The organism is Methylophaga sp. UBA2513, assembly GCF_002341285.1.
Classification (GTDB): Bacteria; Pseudomonadota; Gammaproteobacteria; order Nitrosococcales; family Methylophagaceae; genus Methylophaga; species Methylophaga marina.
The window spans coordinates 29,311-47,376 of the sequence record NZ_DDNT01000014.1; the positions used below are offsets into that span (position 1 = coordinate 29,311).

Sequence of the window (18,066 nt, forward strand, 5' to 3'; positions counted from 1 at the left end):
AGCAAATACAAAAAAGCCCCAGCAATATCTGCTGAGGCTTTTTAGCTTGAACAGTCAAGTTTAGCTTAGAACGACATACGTAAGTTCACAGAAGCCGTTTGGTTTAAAAAGTCTTCACGACCTTCTACATCGTATTGAGCGGTGATATCAGTGTAATCGTTTAAATTAACGGTGGCACCGACACCAGCTCTAGCTAACCATGGTGAAGGATCAATCCCATCCGTAGTAAAGGCAGTACCACCACCAGTATAAGATGCTGTCAGACTAGTATCGTCATTGATGACGTCATAGCCCACGCCGATATTAGCCAGTAAAGTCGTCTTATCATTTAACTGATGGTCGATATCGGTTTGTACCATTAAGATAAATTCATCGGAATGAACGCTGTCCACATCAAGGTTAATCGCCCCTGCGCCTTTTTCTGTGTAACTTTCATCACGAATATACGCATAATCGGCACGAAGGCTTGGCATTACTGTGCTGCTGTCATTCAGCTCAAAACGTTTGCCAATACCCACACCCACATGGGCAGTGTAGCTATCGTAATCTGCTTCAGCGGTACGGCCAATAAAACTGATTTGGCGTTTGCTATCATTTTTATTCATACCTACATCGGCTTGCCAGTTCAGTTCCACATTTTCAAACTGGGCTAAGTCATGGCTACCGTAGGCAATCAACTGATAGGCATCAATATCGGCTTTGTTACCGGATGACATACCATTACCATCAACGCGGGTGTTCATATACGATAAAGCCAGACCTAGTCTGCTTGATTCGGTAACATCACCGTCCATACCTACCACAAAACCGTAAGAGTCGGCATCATAACCACTGACGCCATTACGTTCTTGTTGACGGGTCCAACTACCCACCGGTTTTAACCACATATTTTTATCGGTCAGGAAGGCATCACCCGATGATAAACCACGGGTATTGGCCTGACGACTTTGAATCACACGGTTAGTACTGTGCAAAGTATTGGCAGCGAGTTTTGTGGTGCCACCCACCAGTAAAGGCAGTGTTTCGGCCACCGCTTCTGTGATTTTCTGGTCATTGGAAAGACGCCCGAATGCTGTTGACACGTTTGCAATATCTGTATTTGTAGAGCCGCCGTTCACAAAACCGTCTAATACACGTGCTGCACCACGACCGGATTTAAAGCCTTCACTGTTGACGCTTTGAAGTACACTGGTATTACCATCTCTTGTTACACGTAAGCCGACAGTATTCCCTTCTTTTTCTGCAGCGAATGAATAGAGTAATGAATTATCCGTCACTTCAAAGCTGCCTGCATCCAAAGTGCCTGCGCTAATCACCTTGCTGAGAAGGCTCCCATTAGCGAGCGATGGTGCACCTTTAACATCTACATCAAGCTTCGAACCATCAGCAAAAGTAGCAGTGCCCGTCACATTTAACTTACCGTATTGACTTGCATCGATAAGTCCCAGCCTGAGAAGGCCATTCAACGTTTGAGTATAGTCCGCCGTTGCTCCAGCCTGCCCCAAAGTTAAGGTGTCACCCGCAGCGATCGATAGAGTACCGCCATTCACCTTAGCCGTACCTGAAAAACCTTCTAAGTCACCAGTTAAACGTGTAGTACCTGACAGAAAATTAATTTCGCCATTACCGTTGACGTCTACCACATCCTGAGAAAACACATAGTCAGTATTAGAGTGATTAAAGTTAATGCTGCCACTGCCAGCACCAAATTCAACAGTGGCTGCATCCAAAGTACCGGCAGCAACAATAATTGAATCACTCTGATCGGCACCAATATTTAGTTTGCCGGTTCCAGTCGCCTGATCACCTAAAATGAGTGTGCCAGTGCCGTTGTGTATATTGAAGCTACCACCAATAACCAGACTTAAAGTCCCTGCCCCTGAAACACCGAGTTTCACATCCTGATCCACTGTAAAGCTAGATCCGGTGCCAGTTATCAGAATTTTTCCTGTAGAACCATTTGCGTATGCGATATCAATCGATGTTGTGTCTAAAGCACCACCATTTTTTATGATTAACTCACCATCACCTGTGCCGCCAACTGTGAACATATTAGAATTAAGCACAGCATTGGCTGAATCGATCTGTAATGTATTCTTTGTGTCTGCTTTATCAGCAACGGTAGTCCAGTTCGTTGTGAGAGAACCATTCGATATCGTGAGGTTACCGGTTCCACTCGCAGTTCCCCCGAGTCTTAAATTAGTCACGTTTTGATTTGAACCATCGCTAATCAAAACGGTACTACCATCAGACACATTGGCTTCAGAAGTGGGTAAAGAGTCACCAACCCAGTTCGTCGTAGTTGACCATTCACCATCACCAGCCTCATTATCCCAATCTGTCGCCAGCACAGTCATTGGTGATGCAGCAAACAGGGCTGCTGATAACACAACGGCATGACCGACCGTTTTGGTCTGAACGTTGGTCGTTTGTGTTTTTGTTTTACCTTTAGCTGATGTGAACTCAGAGGCTACCATCCATGCTTGCCTACTGACATTCCAAACGATGCGATATGCGAGGTTCATACTACTTTTCCATTCCTGTTTTAATTAAGGGTCTACCGAAAACGTTTCTTACTAAAACGAATTTTGTGGTTTGTAAAAAAACGTTAAAAACGAATAAACACTAATCAATAGAAATGGTTTTTTTAAGCTTATTTTTGTATCAATTTGTATCAGACAATCGCGATCGGTTTGGTCAGCTGATAACCAACGTTACGTATGGTTTTGATGGGAAATTGAAAGTCATCCGAACTGAAGCGTTGGCGCATCCGTGAGATATGTAAATCCAGGCTTCGACTCTCAGGTGAATAGTTAGGATTACCCAGTGCACTATAAAGCGCCTCACGTGAGGTCGCCTGATTCTGCATAGACTGTTTAGCTAATAGTGAAAGTATGGTCAGTTCACTATTATTGAGTGGGTGAGGTTCACCATCAGGTGTTATCAATAACCAATTCACCGTATCCAGTTGCCAGGAATGTGTTTGCTTAGGCTGATGTGTTGTTAATGCTTGAAAGCGATTATTGATAACGGCCAGAAGTTCACGAATATCAACCGGTTTTGCCAAATAATAATCGGCACCAGAAGTAAGACCATTGACGCGATGCTCAACCTCCCCTAATGCAGAAAGCATCACCACATCAATACGCTGGTTTTGCTTTAGACGACTAACAATATTGAGGCCACTGTCATCCGGCAGATTCACATCAAGCAGCACCATATCGGCATCAAAATCATTCAGAATGGCATCCATTTCTTGTGCTGAAGCAGCTTCATTGACTAGCAGACCTTCGCTAGTCAAAATCGCTTTAATTGGTGCACGAAAATCAGCATCATCATCAACAATCAAAATCTTCGGCTTAGTCATGAGACACCTCATGTTTTGCTATTCGCACACTGAAGACAGTGTGTTGTTCACAACTGAGTGAGATAACAGCCTGATGCATATCGCATATACGCTTGGCAAAATATAATCCCAGACCTGAACCGCCCGCCGAGTCAGAGGATTCGACTCGAAAATATTTATCAAATATATAGGGGCGATGCTCTGCAGAAATACCGGAGCCATCATCCACAACCTGAATAATGTAGTCACCGTTACTTTCTATCAGTTCCATATACACGGACGATCTGTGTCGAGCATTTTTAAGTGCATTTGAGACCAAATTAGAAAATAACACGCTGAGGAACATCTCATCGCCGAGCACATTAGCCCCTGAAGGTAATGAATGAATAAGAGGAATGTCATATTCCGTGGCTATATTCTCCAGAACAAGAATTAGCGAAGTATCGTATAGAGCCTTCTCCTCCTGCTCAATCGAGTGAGCCATCCATTCATCATTTAAACAACGCTCGACCAAGGCATTCAGTCTCTCAGAAACATGCTTTATCCGATGCAAACTCTCATCGACGATAGGCGTTTTCACTTGCTGCAACATAAGAGCGGCATCAGCATTTGCTTTAATCGCACCGATGGGTGCTTTAAATTCATGAGATAACATGGAAAGAAAATGTTGTTGTTCTTTCAATGATTGATGAGCAATATCACGTGCCTGAGTGACTTTATTCACCTCATTCCGCAATTGGTTGTGTAATTTTTCTGAGGTCAAGACAATAAAGCCCACCGTGATGACAAAGCTGCTGACAATAGCCATCAAGAAAATCACATAGGCGGCATTGAAATCCAAAAACGAGATGTCTTTTACAGGTGCGTAGAGCATATTGGCTATTCGCCAGAGACTGATCATTCCCAGCACCAAAAAAGTGAGAGACATACCTAATCGTCCAGGCAGGTTTCTAGCATTTTTCCATAAAACATAGCTTGTCATCAGTGTAAGAATAGCGACACCGGTTGCTGAAATAATGATACGTTCTGCTAGATAATGGCTGCTTTGATACCACCAAAAAAGTGGCGATAAACATATAATCAACGAGACAGGAAAAAGCCAGGCAGGCTTTAACCCGGTTAATTGTCTTGAGGCTTGATAATAAAAGAGTAAGGCGAGGAAATAACTGACATTCGTCACCATGATCGATAAAGTGACATCCATACTATCTCGAAGCAGTAAAAAATAGGAGGCTATAGCCTGAAAACCTGCGCCGATAGCCGCGTATTTCAAGCCTTCCACGTCTTTCAACAGACGATAAAATAAAAATAAAGCGATAGCTGAAATAGAAGTAGTGATGACTAAAACAAGAACGATGGTGCGTAAATCGGGTAACAAAAGTAACTCACTTTTACAAAGGTACTAAATGGTATATGTCTGCTAATTGCAGCAACAGAGCTGCTGCAAGCAGAAAATCACCACAGATTATGACAAACCATCACCGTAAAGTGAAAAACGTTCTGATCAAGGGCACTCTCATTGCTCATAAACTTGTTTCGCCAAACAGATTTAGTGAGAGAATTTAAGCGTCTGTTCTAAAGATTTATGCCACTTTCACAACGATTATGTGTCAATACACTTACAGCAAAATAATCAAAGGACGAATATGACGAAGATATACCATAAAAACGACGCGGCCATTTCTGAGCTTGATGAACTGCAATATCACGTCACTCAGCAATGTGGTACCGAGCCCCCTTTTAACAATGCCTACTGGGATAACAAAGAACCGGGTTTATATGTAGATGTAGTGTCTGGCGAGCCTTTATTTACCTCGTTAGATAAATACGACTCGATGTCTGGCTGGCCTAGTTTTACCCGCCCACTCGATGCCAACAATATCACTGAGCATAGTGATGACACGCTAGGCATGGTCAGAACCGAAGTGCGTTCAAAATATGGTGACTCGCACCTGGGTCATGTCTTCCCTGATGGGCCAGAAGAACATGGTGGCTTGCGTTACTGTATTAACTCGGCCAGCTTACGCTTTATTCCAAAAGACCAGTTAGCCGCTGAAGGTTACGCTGACTACCTGCCCTTGTTTGATAATGACGAGTCAACGGATACCGACACTATTGAAACCGCGATCTTAGCTGGTGGCTGCTTCTGGGGAATGGAAGAATTATTCCGTCATCAACCCGGCGTGATTAATACCCGTGTAGGCTACACTGGTGGCCATGTACCTGATGTCACTTATAAAGATGTAAAACAAGGTGATACTGGTCATGCTGAGGCGATTGAAGTGATGTTTGATTCTTCACAAACCAGCTACCGTGACATCCTGGAGTTTTTCTTTATGGTGCATGACTCCACCACTAAAAACCGTCAGGGAAATGATATCGGTGACAGTTATCGCTCAGCTATTTTTGTGGAAAATAGTGAACAAGCCAAAGTCGCTGATGAGTTAATAAGAGAACTCGATGCCAGCGGGATTCTCCCCGACCCTATCACCACCGAAGTCACTAAAGCCGGCCCATTTTACGAAGCCGAACCCGAACATCAGGACTATTTACAGCATTACCCCAATGGCTATACCTGTCATTGGATTCGAAAAGACTGGAAGTTGAAAAAGTAAACCACCTCAATCAAACAGGGCATCAAATGATGCCCTGTTTTTAAAGATTAATACGTCCAGGTGACTGAACCGATGGCACTTCTCGGTGCCCCGTAATTCGCTTGTCCCCATTGAGGACTTTCCAGGTACTTTTCATCACCGACGTTGTATAAGTTCAGGGCTAAAGAGACATTTTTATTTAGTTGATATTGAGCAAATAAGTCGACTAAAGCATAACTTCCCTGCACTTCGGTATCACCATAGTAAATTTCATTCTGCCAACGAACACCACCGCCTATGTTTAATCCGTTAACATGAGGCACTTGATAGCTGGCTGCTAACTTGAATTGTTTGGTTGGAATAAACACACGCGTGTCATCACCGTTTTCATCTTCCATATTGAGATAGGTATAACCTGCACTCATATTCAGTCGCTCGATAACCTCACCAGATAACTCGATCTCATAACCTTTGCTCTGTAACTCTATACCACGGTAAATATTGAGTCCTGTTGCATCATTACGTGTCACATATTCACCAAAGTTTTCTTGCTCGGATTCAAAGCGTGCAAGGGTCAATACGGCATTGCCGTCATTAAACTCCTGCTTGATACCAAACTCGCGGCTTTCTCCTTTTACCGGGCCCAAGGGTGCCAGACTGGCATCAACCCAAGTTTGTGCTTTAAATACTTCACTGTAGCTACCATAAAGCATCGTGCCATCAATCACTTCATACGTTAAACCCGCATAAGGCACGGTTTCAGTATCGGACACTTTTTGAGGTGCACCATAACTCACCCCATCCTGCTCAATCTTCACGGTGCGTGCTCCTAGCAATACAGACAGTCTGTCAGTTGGTCGCAGGCGAGTTGAAAAGTAAGCGGAATCTTGTTCTTGATCGATATCGGTAGATTGTTGGGAGGCATCATAAACATCAAATACTGGTTTTGGTGTCAACCCAGCTGACCAGTTGCCACCAATGGGATCATAATTCCATGTACTTGAATAAACTGAACGTCCAGTCAGCTGGATATCTGCGACATTAATCCCTGCAACCACTTCTTGCTCTCTGCCAGCTAACTCAAACTTACCGCTCACATATAAATCAAATATTTTTTCTTTGTCCTGCGCTTTGTAATCACTGGCCTGAGCAGTCAAACCTGACTCTGTAATTGGATCAGGATTGCCGGCTAAATACAGTGAGTTCCATTGCTTTTCTTGTTTGTTTTGGGTGTACATGGCTTTGATTGCCAAATCATCACCTATTCTTTGTTCCAACTCGATGAAACTTCGAGTTTGTTTCACATCTTGCTGAGCCCAGCTAGGCGCCGTATTGGTTGACTCATCGTAATCGGTCAATGTGCCATCACTATAGAAAAGTGGTAATGCTCCTGATGAGTTACCATCACTATGATGGTCGTTCACACTGTGAGAAAAAGTTAGCTCAGTGCTGTCCGTCAGATCTGCTGAAACAATGCCGTAAAAGACATCACGGTCTGTGGAGTAGCGATCAAGGTATGAATCTCCTTTTTCTTTGGCAACGACTAAGCGACCACGAACGCGATCATTAATAGGCCCGGAAATATCGGCATCAACACGACGAGTATTCCATGAACCATAAGAGGCTTTAGCTGATGCCTGAAATTCATCAGTGGGGCGTTTACGCACAAAATTGATGGTGGCCGAAGGATTAGCTAAACCAGTAATCAGACCACTCGCCCCTTTAATGACCTCCACTTTTTCATACATCGCGGTGTCATCGTGACCTTGTGTCAAACCATATGAAAAAGGCACACCAATGCCGTCATACTGAAAGTTAACGATATCAAAACCACGTGCGGTGTAGTACGTTCTACCCGTTTCTACCTGCTCCACCGTCACACCCGGCACATATTTCAGTAAGTCATTCACCTCATTTAAGGCAAAATCTTCAATCTGATCTTGTGAAATAACCGAGACAATCTGAGGCGTTTCAAAGATGGTTAAATCCAGTTTTGTTGCTGATTTGGTTTCCTCTGGTTCGCCATAAATGCGCAATGAATCCAGACTAATCACTTCGCTAGACTCAGATACTTGTTCAACTGGCTCCGCATTAGCTAAGCCGCTATACAGCGAGACCAATGACAAGCTAATGGCATATCGTGTGCTCCGTTTCATATGTCTTATCTCATGATTTGCTATTTAAAAAATGACAGCACTTTACAGATCATAAAATCTAAATACAAATCATTATTATTTAATAACTAATATGAAAACACTGGTATTCAGTCTCCTAATTCAATCAAGTGAGTAAGTTTGAGAGTTTCCTGAGATGAAAAGAGTGATTCTATTTTTTCCAAATACATTTAAAAATCTGGCATGCTACGTATCAACTAAAAATAGAAATATTGAACAGAAAAGAGTTATATGAAATCTAGACAAAATATCAAACACAATGACCCAATTGGTTTCGACTAGAGGCAAGGCTGAGATGTCAGACGATATACAAAATAACCACACCATGCCAGCAGATGCCAGCCCCGAGTTAGTGTCAAACAATATGCCTGCCACCAACATATTTAAGTCAAGTTCACACTGGGCAATAGTCGGTATATTTTTACTGCTATTACTGGGCAGTGTTGCTCACGCTCGTGATTTTCTCGTGCCGGTAGCGCTTGGCGTGTTATTGGCACTAGTGTTTAGTCCGGTGCGACGTTTCCTTGAGCGCCGACGACTACCACCAGCTGTCTCCGCGTTTATTATTGTCAGTGGACTGATGACATTAATAGGTTTGGGTTTAAGCACGCTCGCTGATCCCGTGCAAAGTTGGATTAAAGAAGCCCCCACCATCGGCTTTAAAATTGAACAGAAATTGCGTGGTGCGAACCAGTCAGCGAAAGAGGTCATTGATGCTGGCAAACAGATTGAGCAGATCGCCTCCCTGGAAAACGAGACAGAGCAAGTGCAGAAGGTCTCACCACGCGAGCCGGGAGTGCTTGTCAAACTCGCTACTTCGGTGCCTGAAATTCTGGCACAAATGGTATTTACCCTAGTGTTGCTGTTCTTTCTGCTGGCCTCAGGTGATATGTTTTACGAAAAGCTAGTTCACATTATGCCGACGTTTAAAGATAAGCGTAATGCGGTCAGAATTAGCTATGACATCGAACGCAAGTTGTCGAATTACTTATTCACTATCACTCTTATTAATACTGTGCTCGGCATAACGGTTGGCGTATCAATGTGGCTGCTGGGCATGCCAAATGCCATCCTATTTGGTGTGTTAGCGTTCGCCTTTAATTTTGTACCGTATCTTGGCGCTATCGTCGGCGTTGTGATCGCGGCCCTCGTAGGTTTACTTACCTTTGACCATACCGTTACCGCGCTGCTGCCCGCCTTAGCCTATTTGACGTTAACGATTATTGAAGGACAGCTTGCCACGCCTTATTTCGTAGGGCGGCGCTTAGAAATGAACCCCGTCGTGATTTTTCTCTCGGTCGCATTATGGGCCTGGCTGTGGTCCATTGTGGGTATGCTTGTCGCAGTGCCGTTATTGGTCGCTGTTCGTACCTTTTGTGAACATATCCCCAGCTTGCAGGCATTTGGTACTTTTCTCTCCGCAAGAGGTAGTGAAAACTTTCACCCAGAAAATGCCGAGACAGAAACCTGATGTGTTACTAGAGGAAAAATAGAGATAGCATCTGAAAAGAGAAGCATGAAAATAAAGAAACAAAATCAAACATTCTGACTATATTGAGTCGTGCCCCTATTGATTTAACCTCATTGATTGAGTGTACTTATGGAAAAATCAAAGAAGAATTTGCTCCTACTAGAACGGGCACTGCACGATATTGAATTACCATGTAACGATAAAGTTATGGTTGCTAGTGCGTATTACTCGATATCTATGGAACACTATCGCTCAATTTTAACTTTACTCGAAATACAGCTTTATAGCTCAGCAGGTGCACTTTTAAGAAGCCTTTTTGAAAGTTATGTTAAAGGCCTATGGTTTTACTACTGCTCCAATACGGAAGACATCGTTCGACTAAGAAAAGATAAGTTTGAAAAGCCATTTTCGATGTTAGTTAGTGAAATTGAAGATAAAAAAGGTAAGGGGCTATCAACCGCTAAGAAAAATTTGTGGCGAGCTTTAAATGGATTAACCCACTCTGGTGCAGGGCAAGTTTCGCGAAGAATTTCTGACGAATCAATCGGTTCAAATTTTGATGAACTCTTTATCGAGGATGTAAAAAAGTTTACAAATAACTATGGCTTGTTAGTTGCTGGCGAGCTAGCATTAATTAGCAATGATAGAAATGCTCAAAACACTGTGCTAGAAGTTCAGGAAACTCTAGGTTTCTCGAAGTTGAATTTATAAGAACCGATGGGGGCAGAGCGTTATGACTTTTGAATAATAAACACATCTAACTAAAAAGCCATCTGAATTAACTTGAACTTGTCGGCACAAATGACGATTTGAAGAGCTTCCCTTCTCCCGTCTATTGCCGCCAAAAATTAGGTTTGTTTGATGGATTGAGTGGTCGAATGTCTGACCGAAGGGAGTTATCGACCACGCCATCAAGCAAAGTTAATTTTTGGATCAAAGGCAATATCGGGTGCCCTTTTGTTTGGTTCGTTTATTTTGGGCATACAAAATAAATGAACGCCTCGCGGCAGCGTGTGGTTTAACAAAAGAGACTATCCGTTGGGTTTCGTTCCTCTACCCAACCTGCATAACCAATCGTTTTTTCTATAAAAATAAATTCGTTATACAACTTAAAATATTCTCTTATAATTTAAAGAAGGGTGCGCTTGCGCGCACCCCGGATGAGTTAGGCTGCTTTAGAAGTGTCAACGTTTTTATCTTCCACATCATGTTCCAAAGCTTTGTTACCTGTTTGACTAATCGGAATCGATTTAGGCTTCATCGCTTCAGGAATTTCTTTCACAAGGCTGATAGTCAGCAAACCGTTGGAAAGATCGGCGCCAGTCACTTCGACGTAGTCAGCAAGGTTAAACTTACGTTCAAATGAACGATAAGCAATGCCTTGATGGAGGTATTTACGCTCTTCTTTAGCCGCTTTTTCACCTCTTACAGTCAGCACACCATTTTCAACCTGAATATCAAGCTCCTCTTGGGTGAAGCCGGCAACGGCTAGCGTGATGGCATAGCGGTTGTCCTCGATGAGCTCAATATTGTAGGGAGGGTATCCACTGGAAGTGGAGTCTGCAGTAAGTGCATGGTTAATCAGTGATCCCAAACGATCAAAACCAACACTACTACGATAAAGAGGGGTTAGGTCAATTGCATTCATGGTATATCCTCCGTTAGAAGCAATATAAAACAAAAACAATCAATGGTGAGGGCCCCTTCATGGCAGCCTCTCACGTTATTTTTAATAAGGTTTGACTCAGCAGATTTCAAGTCGTTTTATGAAATTTTTTATCTGGACAATATGAAAATGGCAATGTACTTATCAGCACAAACGGGGATATGAAAAGCTCCTAACCCCCCGTTTATTGCCGCCAAAATTTAGGGTTGGTTGATGGATTAAGTGGTCGAGTGTCTGACCGAAGGGAGTTATCGACCACGCCATCAAACAAACCTAATTTTTGGATCAAAGGCAATATCGGGTGCCCTTTTGTTTGGTTCGTTTATTTTGGGCATGCAAAATAAATGAACGCCTCGCGGCAGCGTGTGATTTAAAATAAGAAACTATCCGTTAGGTTTCGTTACTCAACCCAACTTAGTATCGACACCCAAGAATTCAAGGAAGAAAATGAAGTTTCAAGGCAAAATCTCAAACTGGAATGATGATAAAGGCTTTGGTTTTGTTGAACCCAATGGCGGCGGAGAACGCGCCTTTGTTCATATCAAAGCTTTTAACCCCAGAACACGCCGACCAATCAATGGTGACGTTATCATCTATGATTTATTGCAAGATAAAGACAAGCGCTATCGAGCTGAAAATATTCGTTTTGCTCGTGATTCAAGACAAAAAAACAAACCACAAGCTAGCAAGAAAAACCGATAATTTGGTGGCGTTTTAATACTACTTTTTAGTATTGGACTCGTGATATCAGTTTTAACAGGAAAGTTGCCTTTAGCTATTCCACTTGTTTATCTCGTGATGAGTGTCATTACCTTTATCGCTTATGCTATTGATAAGTCAGCGGCTGAAAATGGACGCTGGCGAACGCAAGAAAACACATTGCATTTATTGGCTTTGGTTGGTGGCTGGCCCGGAGCTATTCTTGGTCAAATGCTATTACGGCATAAATCCAAAAAGAAAGCTTTCCGTCAGGTGTTTTGGTTAACTATCATCTTAAATATTGCTGGTTTAGTTTGGCTTCATACTTCATCAGGAAGTGCCTTTTTACAGAGTCTGGGCATGTAAACAAAAAAGGGAGTCAGCATCGGCTAACTCCCCCTCTTTTATTTCTACTAATTTTTATTACTAATGCAAGGTGTTGGGATCACTCGCAGAAGCGATGGTGTCATTAAACAACTTGGCAACATCGACTTTATCGAAGGTGTAATGTTGATTACAGAACTCACAAGCGACTTCGATTTCACCTTCGGTAGCGATAATGTCATCGGCCTCTTCCTGCCCTAACATGGCGATGGTTTCTTCTACTCGCTGACGTGAGCAAGTACAGGAGAAACGTAGATCAGTTGGTTCGTATAATCTGACTTGTTCTTCATGAAACAGGCGATGTAATAAGGTTTCTGATTCCAGGGTTAGCAACTCTTCATCGGTAATGGTGCTTGCCAGTTGGCTGATACGGAACCAGTCTTCCTGGGCATCCTCTCGTTGGTTTTCTTCGCTGGGTAATTGCTGTAAGAATAAGCCAGCCACATTATGTTCATTCGCTGATAACCAGATTTTGGTGGCTAATTGTTCTGAGTTCTCAAAATAGCTTTCCAGCGTTTCTGACAGATTGTCACCGTGTAAACTGACCACGCCCTGGTAAGGTTGTTTTGCGCCTTCTTGTTCAATGGTGATGGCTAAGGTACCGCCGCCCATCATATCAGTCAGGCTGGCATCGTCGGCGATATCCCCATCCCACTGAGCCAGACCACGTAAGGTATTTTGGCTGGTGCATTCCACCATCATTAGAGAAACCGGGCCTTCAGAACGCACTTGTAAAACCAGTCGGCCAGTAATTTTGACTGTGGCGGCTAACAATGCTGCCGCGCCCATCATTTCACCTAAGACATTGCGTAAGGCTTGAGGGTAGTCACGACGCTTTAGGACTTCCTGCCAACTTTCCTGCAAATTGACCCATTCACCACGAATCGCTGCATTATCAAAAATAAACCGTTGTAAACAATCTGATTTCACTACTGTGATACCTATTTCTTTAAGTTTGGGAGTGAGCGTTTTTTAGCAAATCAGGAGATAAGAAATCACCACATTTCTTTCACCCAATAAAAAAGCCGGACAACTACTTGCCCGGCTATTCTATCGCATATGCGTGTTTTAACTAAGCAATCTTCAACAAAATTTCGTTGATACGTTTGACATAGGTAGCTGGGTCTTCCAGTTGTCCACCTTCTGCCAGTAGTGCCTGGTCAAACAGAATCGATGTCCAGTCGGTAAAGCGACTTTCATCTGATTCATCTTTCAGTTTTACCACCATTGGATGCTCAGGGTTCAGCTCCATAATCGGTTTAGTCCCTGCCACATCCTGGCCGGCCGCTTTTAACATACGCTCAAGATTCATACTCATATCGTAGTTATCGGCGACTAAACAGGCTGGAGAGTCTGTTAAACGATGCGTGATACGCACGTCTTTGACTTTGTCTTCCAGTGATTTTTTGACTCTTTCGACTAAGTCTTCGAAGTTTTTATCGGTTTCTTCCTGCGCTTTTTTCTCTTCTTCGTCTTCCAGTTCACCTAAGTCTAAGTCACCTTTTGCGACAGATTGCAGGTGTTTATCATCAAACTCAGTCAGAGAATTTACTAGCCATTCATCGACACGGTCAGTCAGCAATAAGACTTCGATACCTTTCTTACGGAAGACTTCCAGGTGTGGGCTGTTTTTCGCCGCGGCATAGCTTTCTGCGGTGATGTAGTAAATCTTCTCTTGCTTGTCTTTCATCCGGCTGACGTAGTCTTCCAGAGACACGGTTTGGTCTGACGAGCCAGATTCTGTGGTAGCAAAACGGAACAGTTTCGCTAATGTTTCTTTGTTAGCAAAGTCTTCGCCTGGGCCTTCTTTTAAGACCTGACCAAACTCTTTCCAGAACTCAGCATATTGCTCAGGCTCATTTTTCGCCAGTTTGCTGATTTCACTCAGCACTTTTTTCACTGATGCTGCACGAATGGTGTCAATGGTTTTGCTGCTTTGCAGAATTTCACGTGACACATTCAGTGGTAAATCGTTGGTATCAATCACACCACGAACGAAACGCAGATAACGTGGCATTAATTGTTCGCTGTCTTCCATGATAAAGACACGTTTTACATACAGCTTGATACCGTGCATGCGGTCACGGTCCCACATATCAAACGGCGCTTTAGATGGAATATACAGTAGAGAGGTATATTCAATATTGCCTTCGACTTTGTTGTGACTCCACAGCATGGGATCTTGGTAGTCGTGGGCAATTTGTTTATAGAATTCTTTGTACTGATCTTCAGTGATGTCGTTTTTTGACAAGGTCCATAAAGCCGTGGCTTTATTGATGGTTTCATCACCTTTATCAGCTTCATCAATTTCGCCGTCTTCATTTGGCAATGGCTCTTTTGCCATCAGAATCGGTAGATTGATGTGATCCGAGTATTTGGTGATGATGTTACGTAAGCGCCAGCCATTTGCGAATTCTTCTTCACCTTCGCGAAGATGTAGCGTAATTTCTGTGCCACGCTGAGGCTTTTCGATGGTTTCAATAGTGAACTCACCTTCACCAGCCGATTCCCACTGCACGCCATGCTCAGCCGTCAAACCAGCACGACGTGTTCTCAAGGTGACTTTGTCAGCAACGATAAAGGCAGAGTAAAAACCAACACCGAACTGGCCGATTAATTGTGAGTCTTTGGTTTGGTCACCGGTTAAGTTGTCAAAAAACTTACGTGTACCACTGCGTGCAATGGTACCGATGTTTTCGATTACTTCTTCACGTGTCATACCAATACCGTTATCACTGATCGTGACGGTATTTTTGTCTTTATCAAACTCAACACGAATCTTTAATTCTGCGTCATCTTCATAAAGTGCATCGTCTGATAACGCTTCAAAACGCAATTTATCTGCTGCATCCGCTGCGTTTGAAACTAATTCACGTAAAAATATCTCTTTGTTGGAGTACAAAGAGTGAATCATCAGATTCAATAGTTGTTTGACTTCAGTTTGAAAACCTAGCGTTTCCTTATGTGCATCAACACTCATTGAAAAAATGCCTCCGTATGGCTATTTATTTGAACATGGGAAGCAGATGGGGTCGGCGCTTTTTAAAATCAAGAGCAAACCATCAATAACTGTGACTTGGATTTTTCTTTCGGGCCAACCATAATAGAGATTCATTTTCTCAAGCCGGATAGTGCTCGGTTGACACAAGTACATTGGATTTTAAATACATGTCGAAAAACCAGCTCCGCATTCTGACCTACAATCTGCATAAAGGCTTTAACACCAGCAACCGCCAGTTCACGCTGCATCCCATTCGAGATGCCTTGGTGGAGACCAATGCCGATATCATGCTACTGCAGGAAATTCAGGGCGAGCACAGCAAGCATGGTTTGATTCATGACACCTGGCCGGAAGGTCTGCATTCTGAATTTTTAGCCAAAGATGTGTGGCCGCATCATGCCTATGGCAAAAATGCGATTTACGAAGTGGGTCATCACGGTAATGCCATTCTGAGTAAATTCCCACTTGTCAGCTGGGAAAATATCAATGTGTCTCCTTTCACCTGGGCCAGCCGTAGCCTGTTGCATGGTGAAGTTCAATTGCCCTGGTCTGACGATATTTTGCATATCATTTGTATACACCTTGGACTCACTGGCATTGAGCGACGCAAACAATTTAGCTTGTTATGTGATCGCATTCAGGCACACGTACCGGACAGTGCACCACTGATTGTTGCTGGTGACTTTAATGATTGGACCGGGCAAGCAGAGAAACGTATGGCACAGCGTTTACATCTAAAAGAAGCCTACCGCACATTGCATAATCGTTATGCTCGCACCTGGCCCTCATGGATGCCTATGTTAAAAATGGATCGCATTTATTATCGGGGCATGGAGCCAACATTGTGCGGCAGACCACCTCATTCATCATGGAATCAGCTGTCAGATCATGCCCCGCTTATTGCTGCTTTTGATCTACCCTGACTGCTCATAGCTCTGCGAATGAACATTTTTGGGCAGCTCAAAGATTGGGCTAAGGCACTAAAAACTCAAATATCGGCTCTGTATATCGCCTATCAGCGCCCTGATGTACCACTCATCAGTAAAATGATTATCAGTCTTGTCATTGCTTATGCCGTTAGCCCAATCGATCTGATTCCAGACTTTATTCCTGTATTGGGATGGTTGGATGAACTGCTGCTGTTACCCATTGGCTGCTGGCTGGCTATCCAATTTATGTCTGAAGAGGTCTGGTTCGATTGCAAGCTAAAAGCGAAGGAAAACCCCATCCAGCTTCCAGAAAACCGTTGGGTCATGTGGGCAATTATCTTGTTGTGGTGTGTGCTGATGGCTTGGTTTGTTTATCTTATTTGGCCCAGCTTCACAGGCAGTGTCTAAGCTCTGCTGACTTGCAGAGATAAAGTAATTTTCATTTAATGTACTGCTTTGAGTTACACAGGCCGTGTGTAATGTCATCTGAAAAATCCGTCTATATCTGAGGTGAACATGTCTGAGTCAAAAAAACTCGATAGTCCATTAACATTCACAATAGGTCACGAACAATTACAGATTCGTCGACGCTATGAAGTGCTCAGTATTCTTAATGACTTTCTGATTGCTATCTGGTTTTTGATTGGCAGTATTTTATTTCTGTATCCCGTCTATGAAAAAACCGCGATATGGCTGTTTATTATTGGGAGTTTTCAATTTCTATTACGTCCGACTTTACGTTTAGCTTCACACATTCACCTGCAACGTATACCTGAGTCTGAGTGGCAAAAATAGTAGCTCGACAACCATCACGATCATCATGACTGACTACATCGGACGCTATGCCCCCTCTCCTACCGGACCATTACATTTTGGTTCTTTGGTAACGGCTGTCGCCAGTTATCTTGATGCCAGAACGCAGTCTGGCAAGTGGTTATTACGCATGGAAGATCTGGATAAACCCAGAGAAATGCCAGGCGCAGCAGATGAAATATTACGCACGCTCGACGGTTATGGCTTTGAATGGGATGGTGACGTCATATACCAAAGTGAACGCAGTGAGCTGTATCAATCCTATCTTGAAAAGCTAAAAGATAAACAATGTGTCTATCCCTGTAACTGCAGTCGTCGCGAGGTCGCAGATATTGCTCACGCAGGCATAGAAGGCCCAGTTTACCCTGGCTCTTGCCGACATGGCCTATCATCAAACCGCACACAGATAGCCTGGCGGCTACGCGTGGATAGCGACAATCTGATGTTTAATGACCGAGTGTATGGTGATATTCAGCATCATTTACAAACCGATTTTGGTGACTTTGTTTTAAAACGTGCAGATGGTCTTTTTGCTTATCAACTGGCCGTGGTTGTCGATGATGCAGAGCAAGGAATCAATCACATCGTTCGTGGTGCCGATTTATTAAACTCGACCAGCCGTCAGATTTATCTACAGCAACAAATAGAGGCGACATCACCGAGCTATGCTCATATTCCTCTGGTAACAAATGCGCAAGGTGAGAAGTTGAGTAAGCAAACTGCTGCGCCGGCTATCGCTATCCATGATGCCTCTGAACAACTCATTAATGCTCTTTTTTTCCTTGGCTTGGATGCGTCAGCCCTATCTTCAGCTATGCCGATAGCCCATGTCTGGCACTGGGCTTTAACGAATTGGCAACTCTGCCAAGTTAAGAAAAAAATCATATAAAAAAACAGTGAAAAAGGCTAAGGAAATGAAGTGTCTGACCGCTAAGTTGGTTAGCGTTGTCAATCAACATGACCTGTTCATGTTTTTTCAAGGAAAACCC

Annotated in this window: 16 protein-coding genes; 9 read left to right on the plus strand and 7 right to left on the minus strand. The window is 43.3% G+C overall.

All coding sequences use genetic code 11. The annotated features are described in order from the left end of the window. Positions 1–65 precede the first annotated feature (65 nt). From B3V56_RS07930 to B3V56_RS07940, 3 genes are all read right to left on the minus strand, one after another. Positions 66–2,525: an autotransporter domain-containing protein gene (locus B3V56_RS07930; RefSeq protein ID WP_289283705.1), complete on the minus strand. Its 2,460-nt coding sequence runs from the start codon at positions 2,523–2,525 to the stop codon at positions 66–68. A 149-nt stretch (positions 2,526–2,674) separates the two neighbouring features. Further along, positions 2,675–3,367, minus strand: a complete 693-nt coding sequence (locus B3V56_RS07935; protein WP_289283704.1) for a response regulator transcription factor — start codon at positions 3,365–3,367, stop codon at positions 2,675–2,677. Beyond that, entirely contained in the window at positions 3,360–4,724 is a 1,365-nt protein-coding gene (locus B3V56_RS07940) for a sensor histidine kinase (protein WP_289283703.1), read from the minus strand. The genes B3V56_RS07935 and B3V56_RS07940 overlap by 8 nt, the downstream gene beginning before the upstream one ends. A gap of 268 nt (positions 4,725–4,992) precedes the next feature. On the opposite strand from B3V56_RS07940, the gene B3V56_RS07945 reads away from it, so the two are divergent. Then, a complete protein-coding gene (locus tag B3V56_RS07945) occupies positions 4,993–5,961 on the plus strand; it encodes a bifunctional methionine sulfoxide reductase B/A protein (protein WP_289284150.1) in 969 nt (322 codons plus the stop codon). A gap of 47 nt (positions 5,962–6,008) precedes the next feature. Here the strand turns inward: B3V56_RS07945 and B3V56_RS07950 are convergent, their stop codons facing one another. Next, positions 6,009–8,096 carry a TonB-dependent siderophore receptor gene (locus tag B3V56_RS07950; protein ID WP_289284151.1) on the minus strand — a complete coding sequence of 696 codons (2,088 nt, stop codon included), beginning with the start codon at positions 8,094–8,096 and terminating at the stop codon, positions 6,009–6,011. Between the two features lie 313 nt (positions 8,097–8,409). Between B3V56_RS07950 and B3V56_RS07955 the strand changes: the two genes are divergently transcribed. Together B3V56_RS07955 and B3V56_RS07960 are read left to right on the plus strand one after the other, a co-directional pair. Further along, positions 8,410–9,585: an AI-2E family transporter gene (locus B3V56_RS07955; protein WP_289283697.1), complete on the plus strand. Its 1,176-nt coding sequence runs from the start codon at positions 8,410–8,412 to the stop codon at positions 9,583–9,585. 129 nt (positions 9,586–9,714) lie between these two features. Continuing rightward, positions 9,715–10,296, plus strand: coding sequence for a DUF6988 family protein (locus B3V56_RS07960; RefSeq protein WP_289284152.1), 582 nt, complete (start codon positions 9,715–9,717; stop codon positions 10,294–10,296). A 454-nt stretch (positions 10,297–10,750) separates the two neighbouring features. On the opposite strand, the gene B3V56_RS07965 is transcribed toward B3V56_RS07960, so the two are convergent. Then, positions 10,751–11,233 carry an Hsp20 family protein gene (locus B3V56_RS07965; protein ID WP_339608395.1) on the minus strand — a complete coding sequence of 161 codons (483 nt, stop codon included), beginning with the start codon at positions 11,231–11,233 and terminating at the stop codon, positions 10,751–10,753. A 465-nt stretch (positions 11,234–11,698) separates the two neighbouring features. On the opposite strand from B3V56_RS07965, the gene B3V56_RS07970 reads away from it, so the two are divergent. Beyond that, positions 11,699–11,953 (plus strand): cold-shock protein, encoded by a 255-nt coding sequence (locus B3V56_RS07970; protein WP_289283422.1) that lies wholly within the window; start codon positions 11,699–11,701, stop codon positions 11,951–11,953. A 39-nt stretch (positions 11,954–11,992) separates the two neighbouring features. Next, the gene (locus B3V56_RS07975) at positions 11,993–12,316 is read left to right on the plus strand and encodes a DUF1294 domain-containing protein (RefSeq protein WP_289284153.1); all 324 of its coding nucleotides are present in this window, start codon (positions 11,993–11,995) and stop codon (positions 12,314–12,316) included. A 60-nt stretch (positions 12,317–12,376) separates the two neighbouring features. Here B3V56_RS07975 and hslO read toward each other — a convergent pair whose 3' ends face one another. Together hslO and htpG are read right to left on the minus strand one after the other, a co-directional pair. Next, positions 12,377–13,264, minus strand: coding sequence for an Hsp33 family molecular chaperone HslO (hslO, locus tag B3V56_RS07980; protein WP_289283420.1), 888 nt, complete (start codon positions 13,262–13,264; stop codon positions 12,377–12,379). 142 nt (positions 13,265–13,406) lie between these two features. Further along, positions 13,407–15,314 carry a molecular chaperone HtpG gene (gene htpG / locus B3V56_RS07985; RefSeq protein ID WP_289283419.1) on the minus strand — a complete coding sequence of 636 codons (1,908 nt, stop codon included), beginning with the start codon at positions 15,312–15,314 and terminating at the stop codon, positions 13,407–13,409. 188 nt (positions 15,315–15,502) lie between these two features. On the opposite strand from htpG, the gene B3V56_RS07990 reads away from it, so the two are divergent. The 4 genes from B3V56_RS07990 (at position 15,503) to gluQRS (ending at position 17,966) form a co-directional block, all read left to right on the plus strand. Then, complete coding sequence (locus B3V56_RS07990; RefSeq protein ID WP_289283418.1) at positions 15,503–16,258, plus strand: endonuclease/exonuclease/phosphatase family protein; 756 nt, start codon at positions 15,503–15,505, stop codon at positions 16,256–16,258. Positions 16,259–16,276: 18 nt separating this feature from the next. Beyond that, positions 16,277–16,672, plus strand: a complete 396-nt coding sequence (locus B3V56_RS07995; RefSeq protein ID WP_289283417.1) for a YkvA family protein — start codon at positions 16,277–16,279, stop codon at positions 16,670–16,672. 108 nt (positions 16,673–16,780) lie between these two features. Then, on the plus strand, positions 16,781–17,059 hold the full coding sequence (locus tag B3V56_RS08000) for a YrhK family protein (RefSeq protein ID WP_286304101.1): 279 nt from the start codon (positions 16,781–16,783) through the stop codon (positions 17,057–17,059). Between the two features lie 25 nt (positions 17,060–17,084). Then, positions 17,085–17,966, plus strand: coding sequence for a tRNA glutamyl-Q(34) synthetase GluQRS (gene gluQRS, locus B3V56_RS08005; RefSeq protein WP_289283423.1), 882 nt, complete (start codon positions 17,085–17,087; stop codon positions 17,964–17,966). Positions 17,967–18,066: the final 100 nt, after the last annotated feature.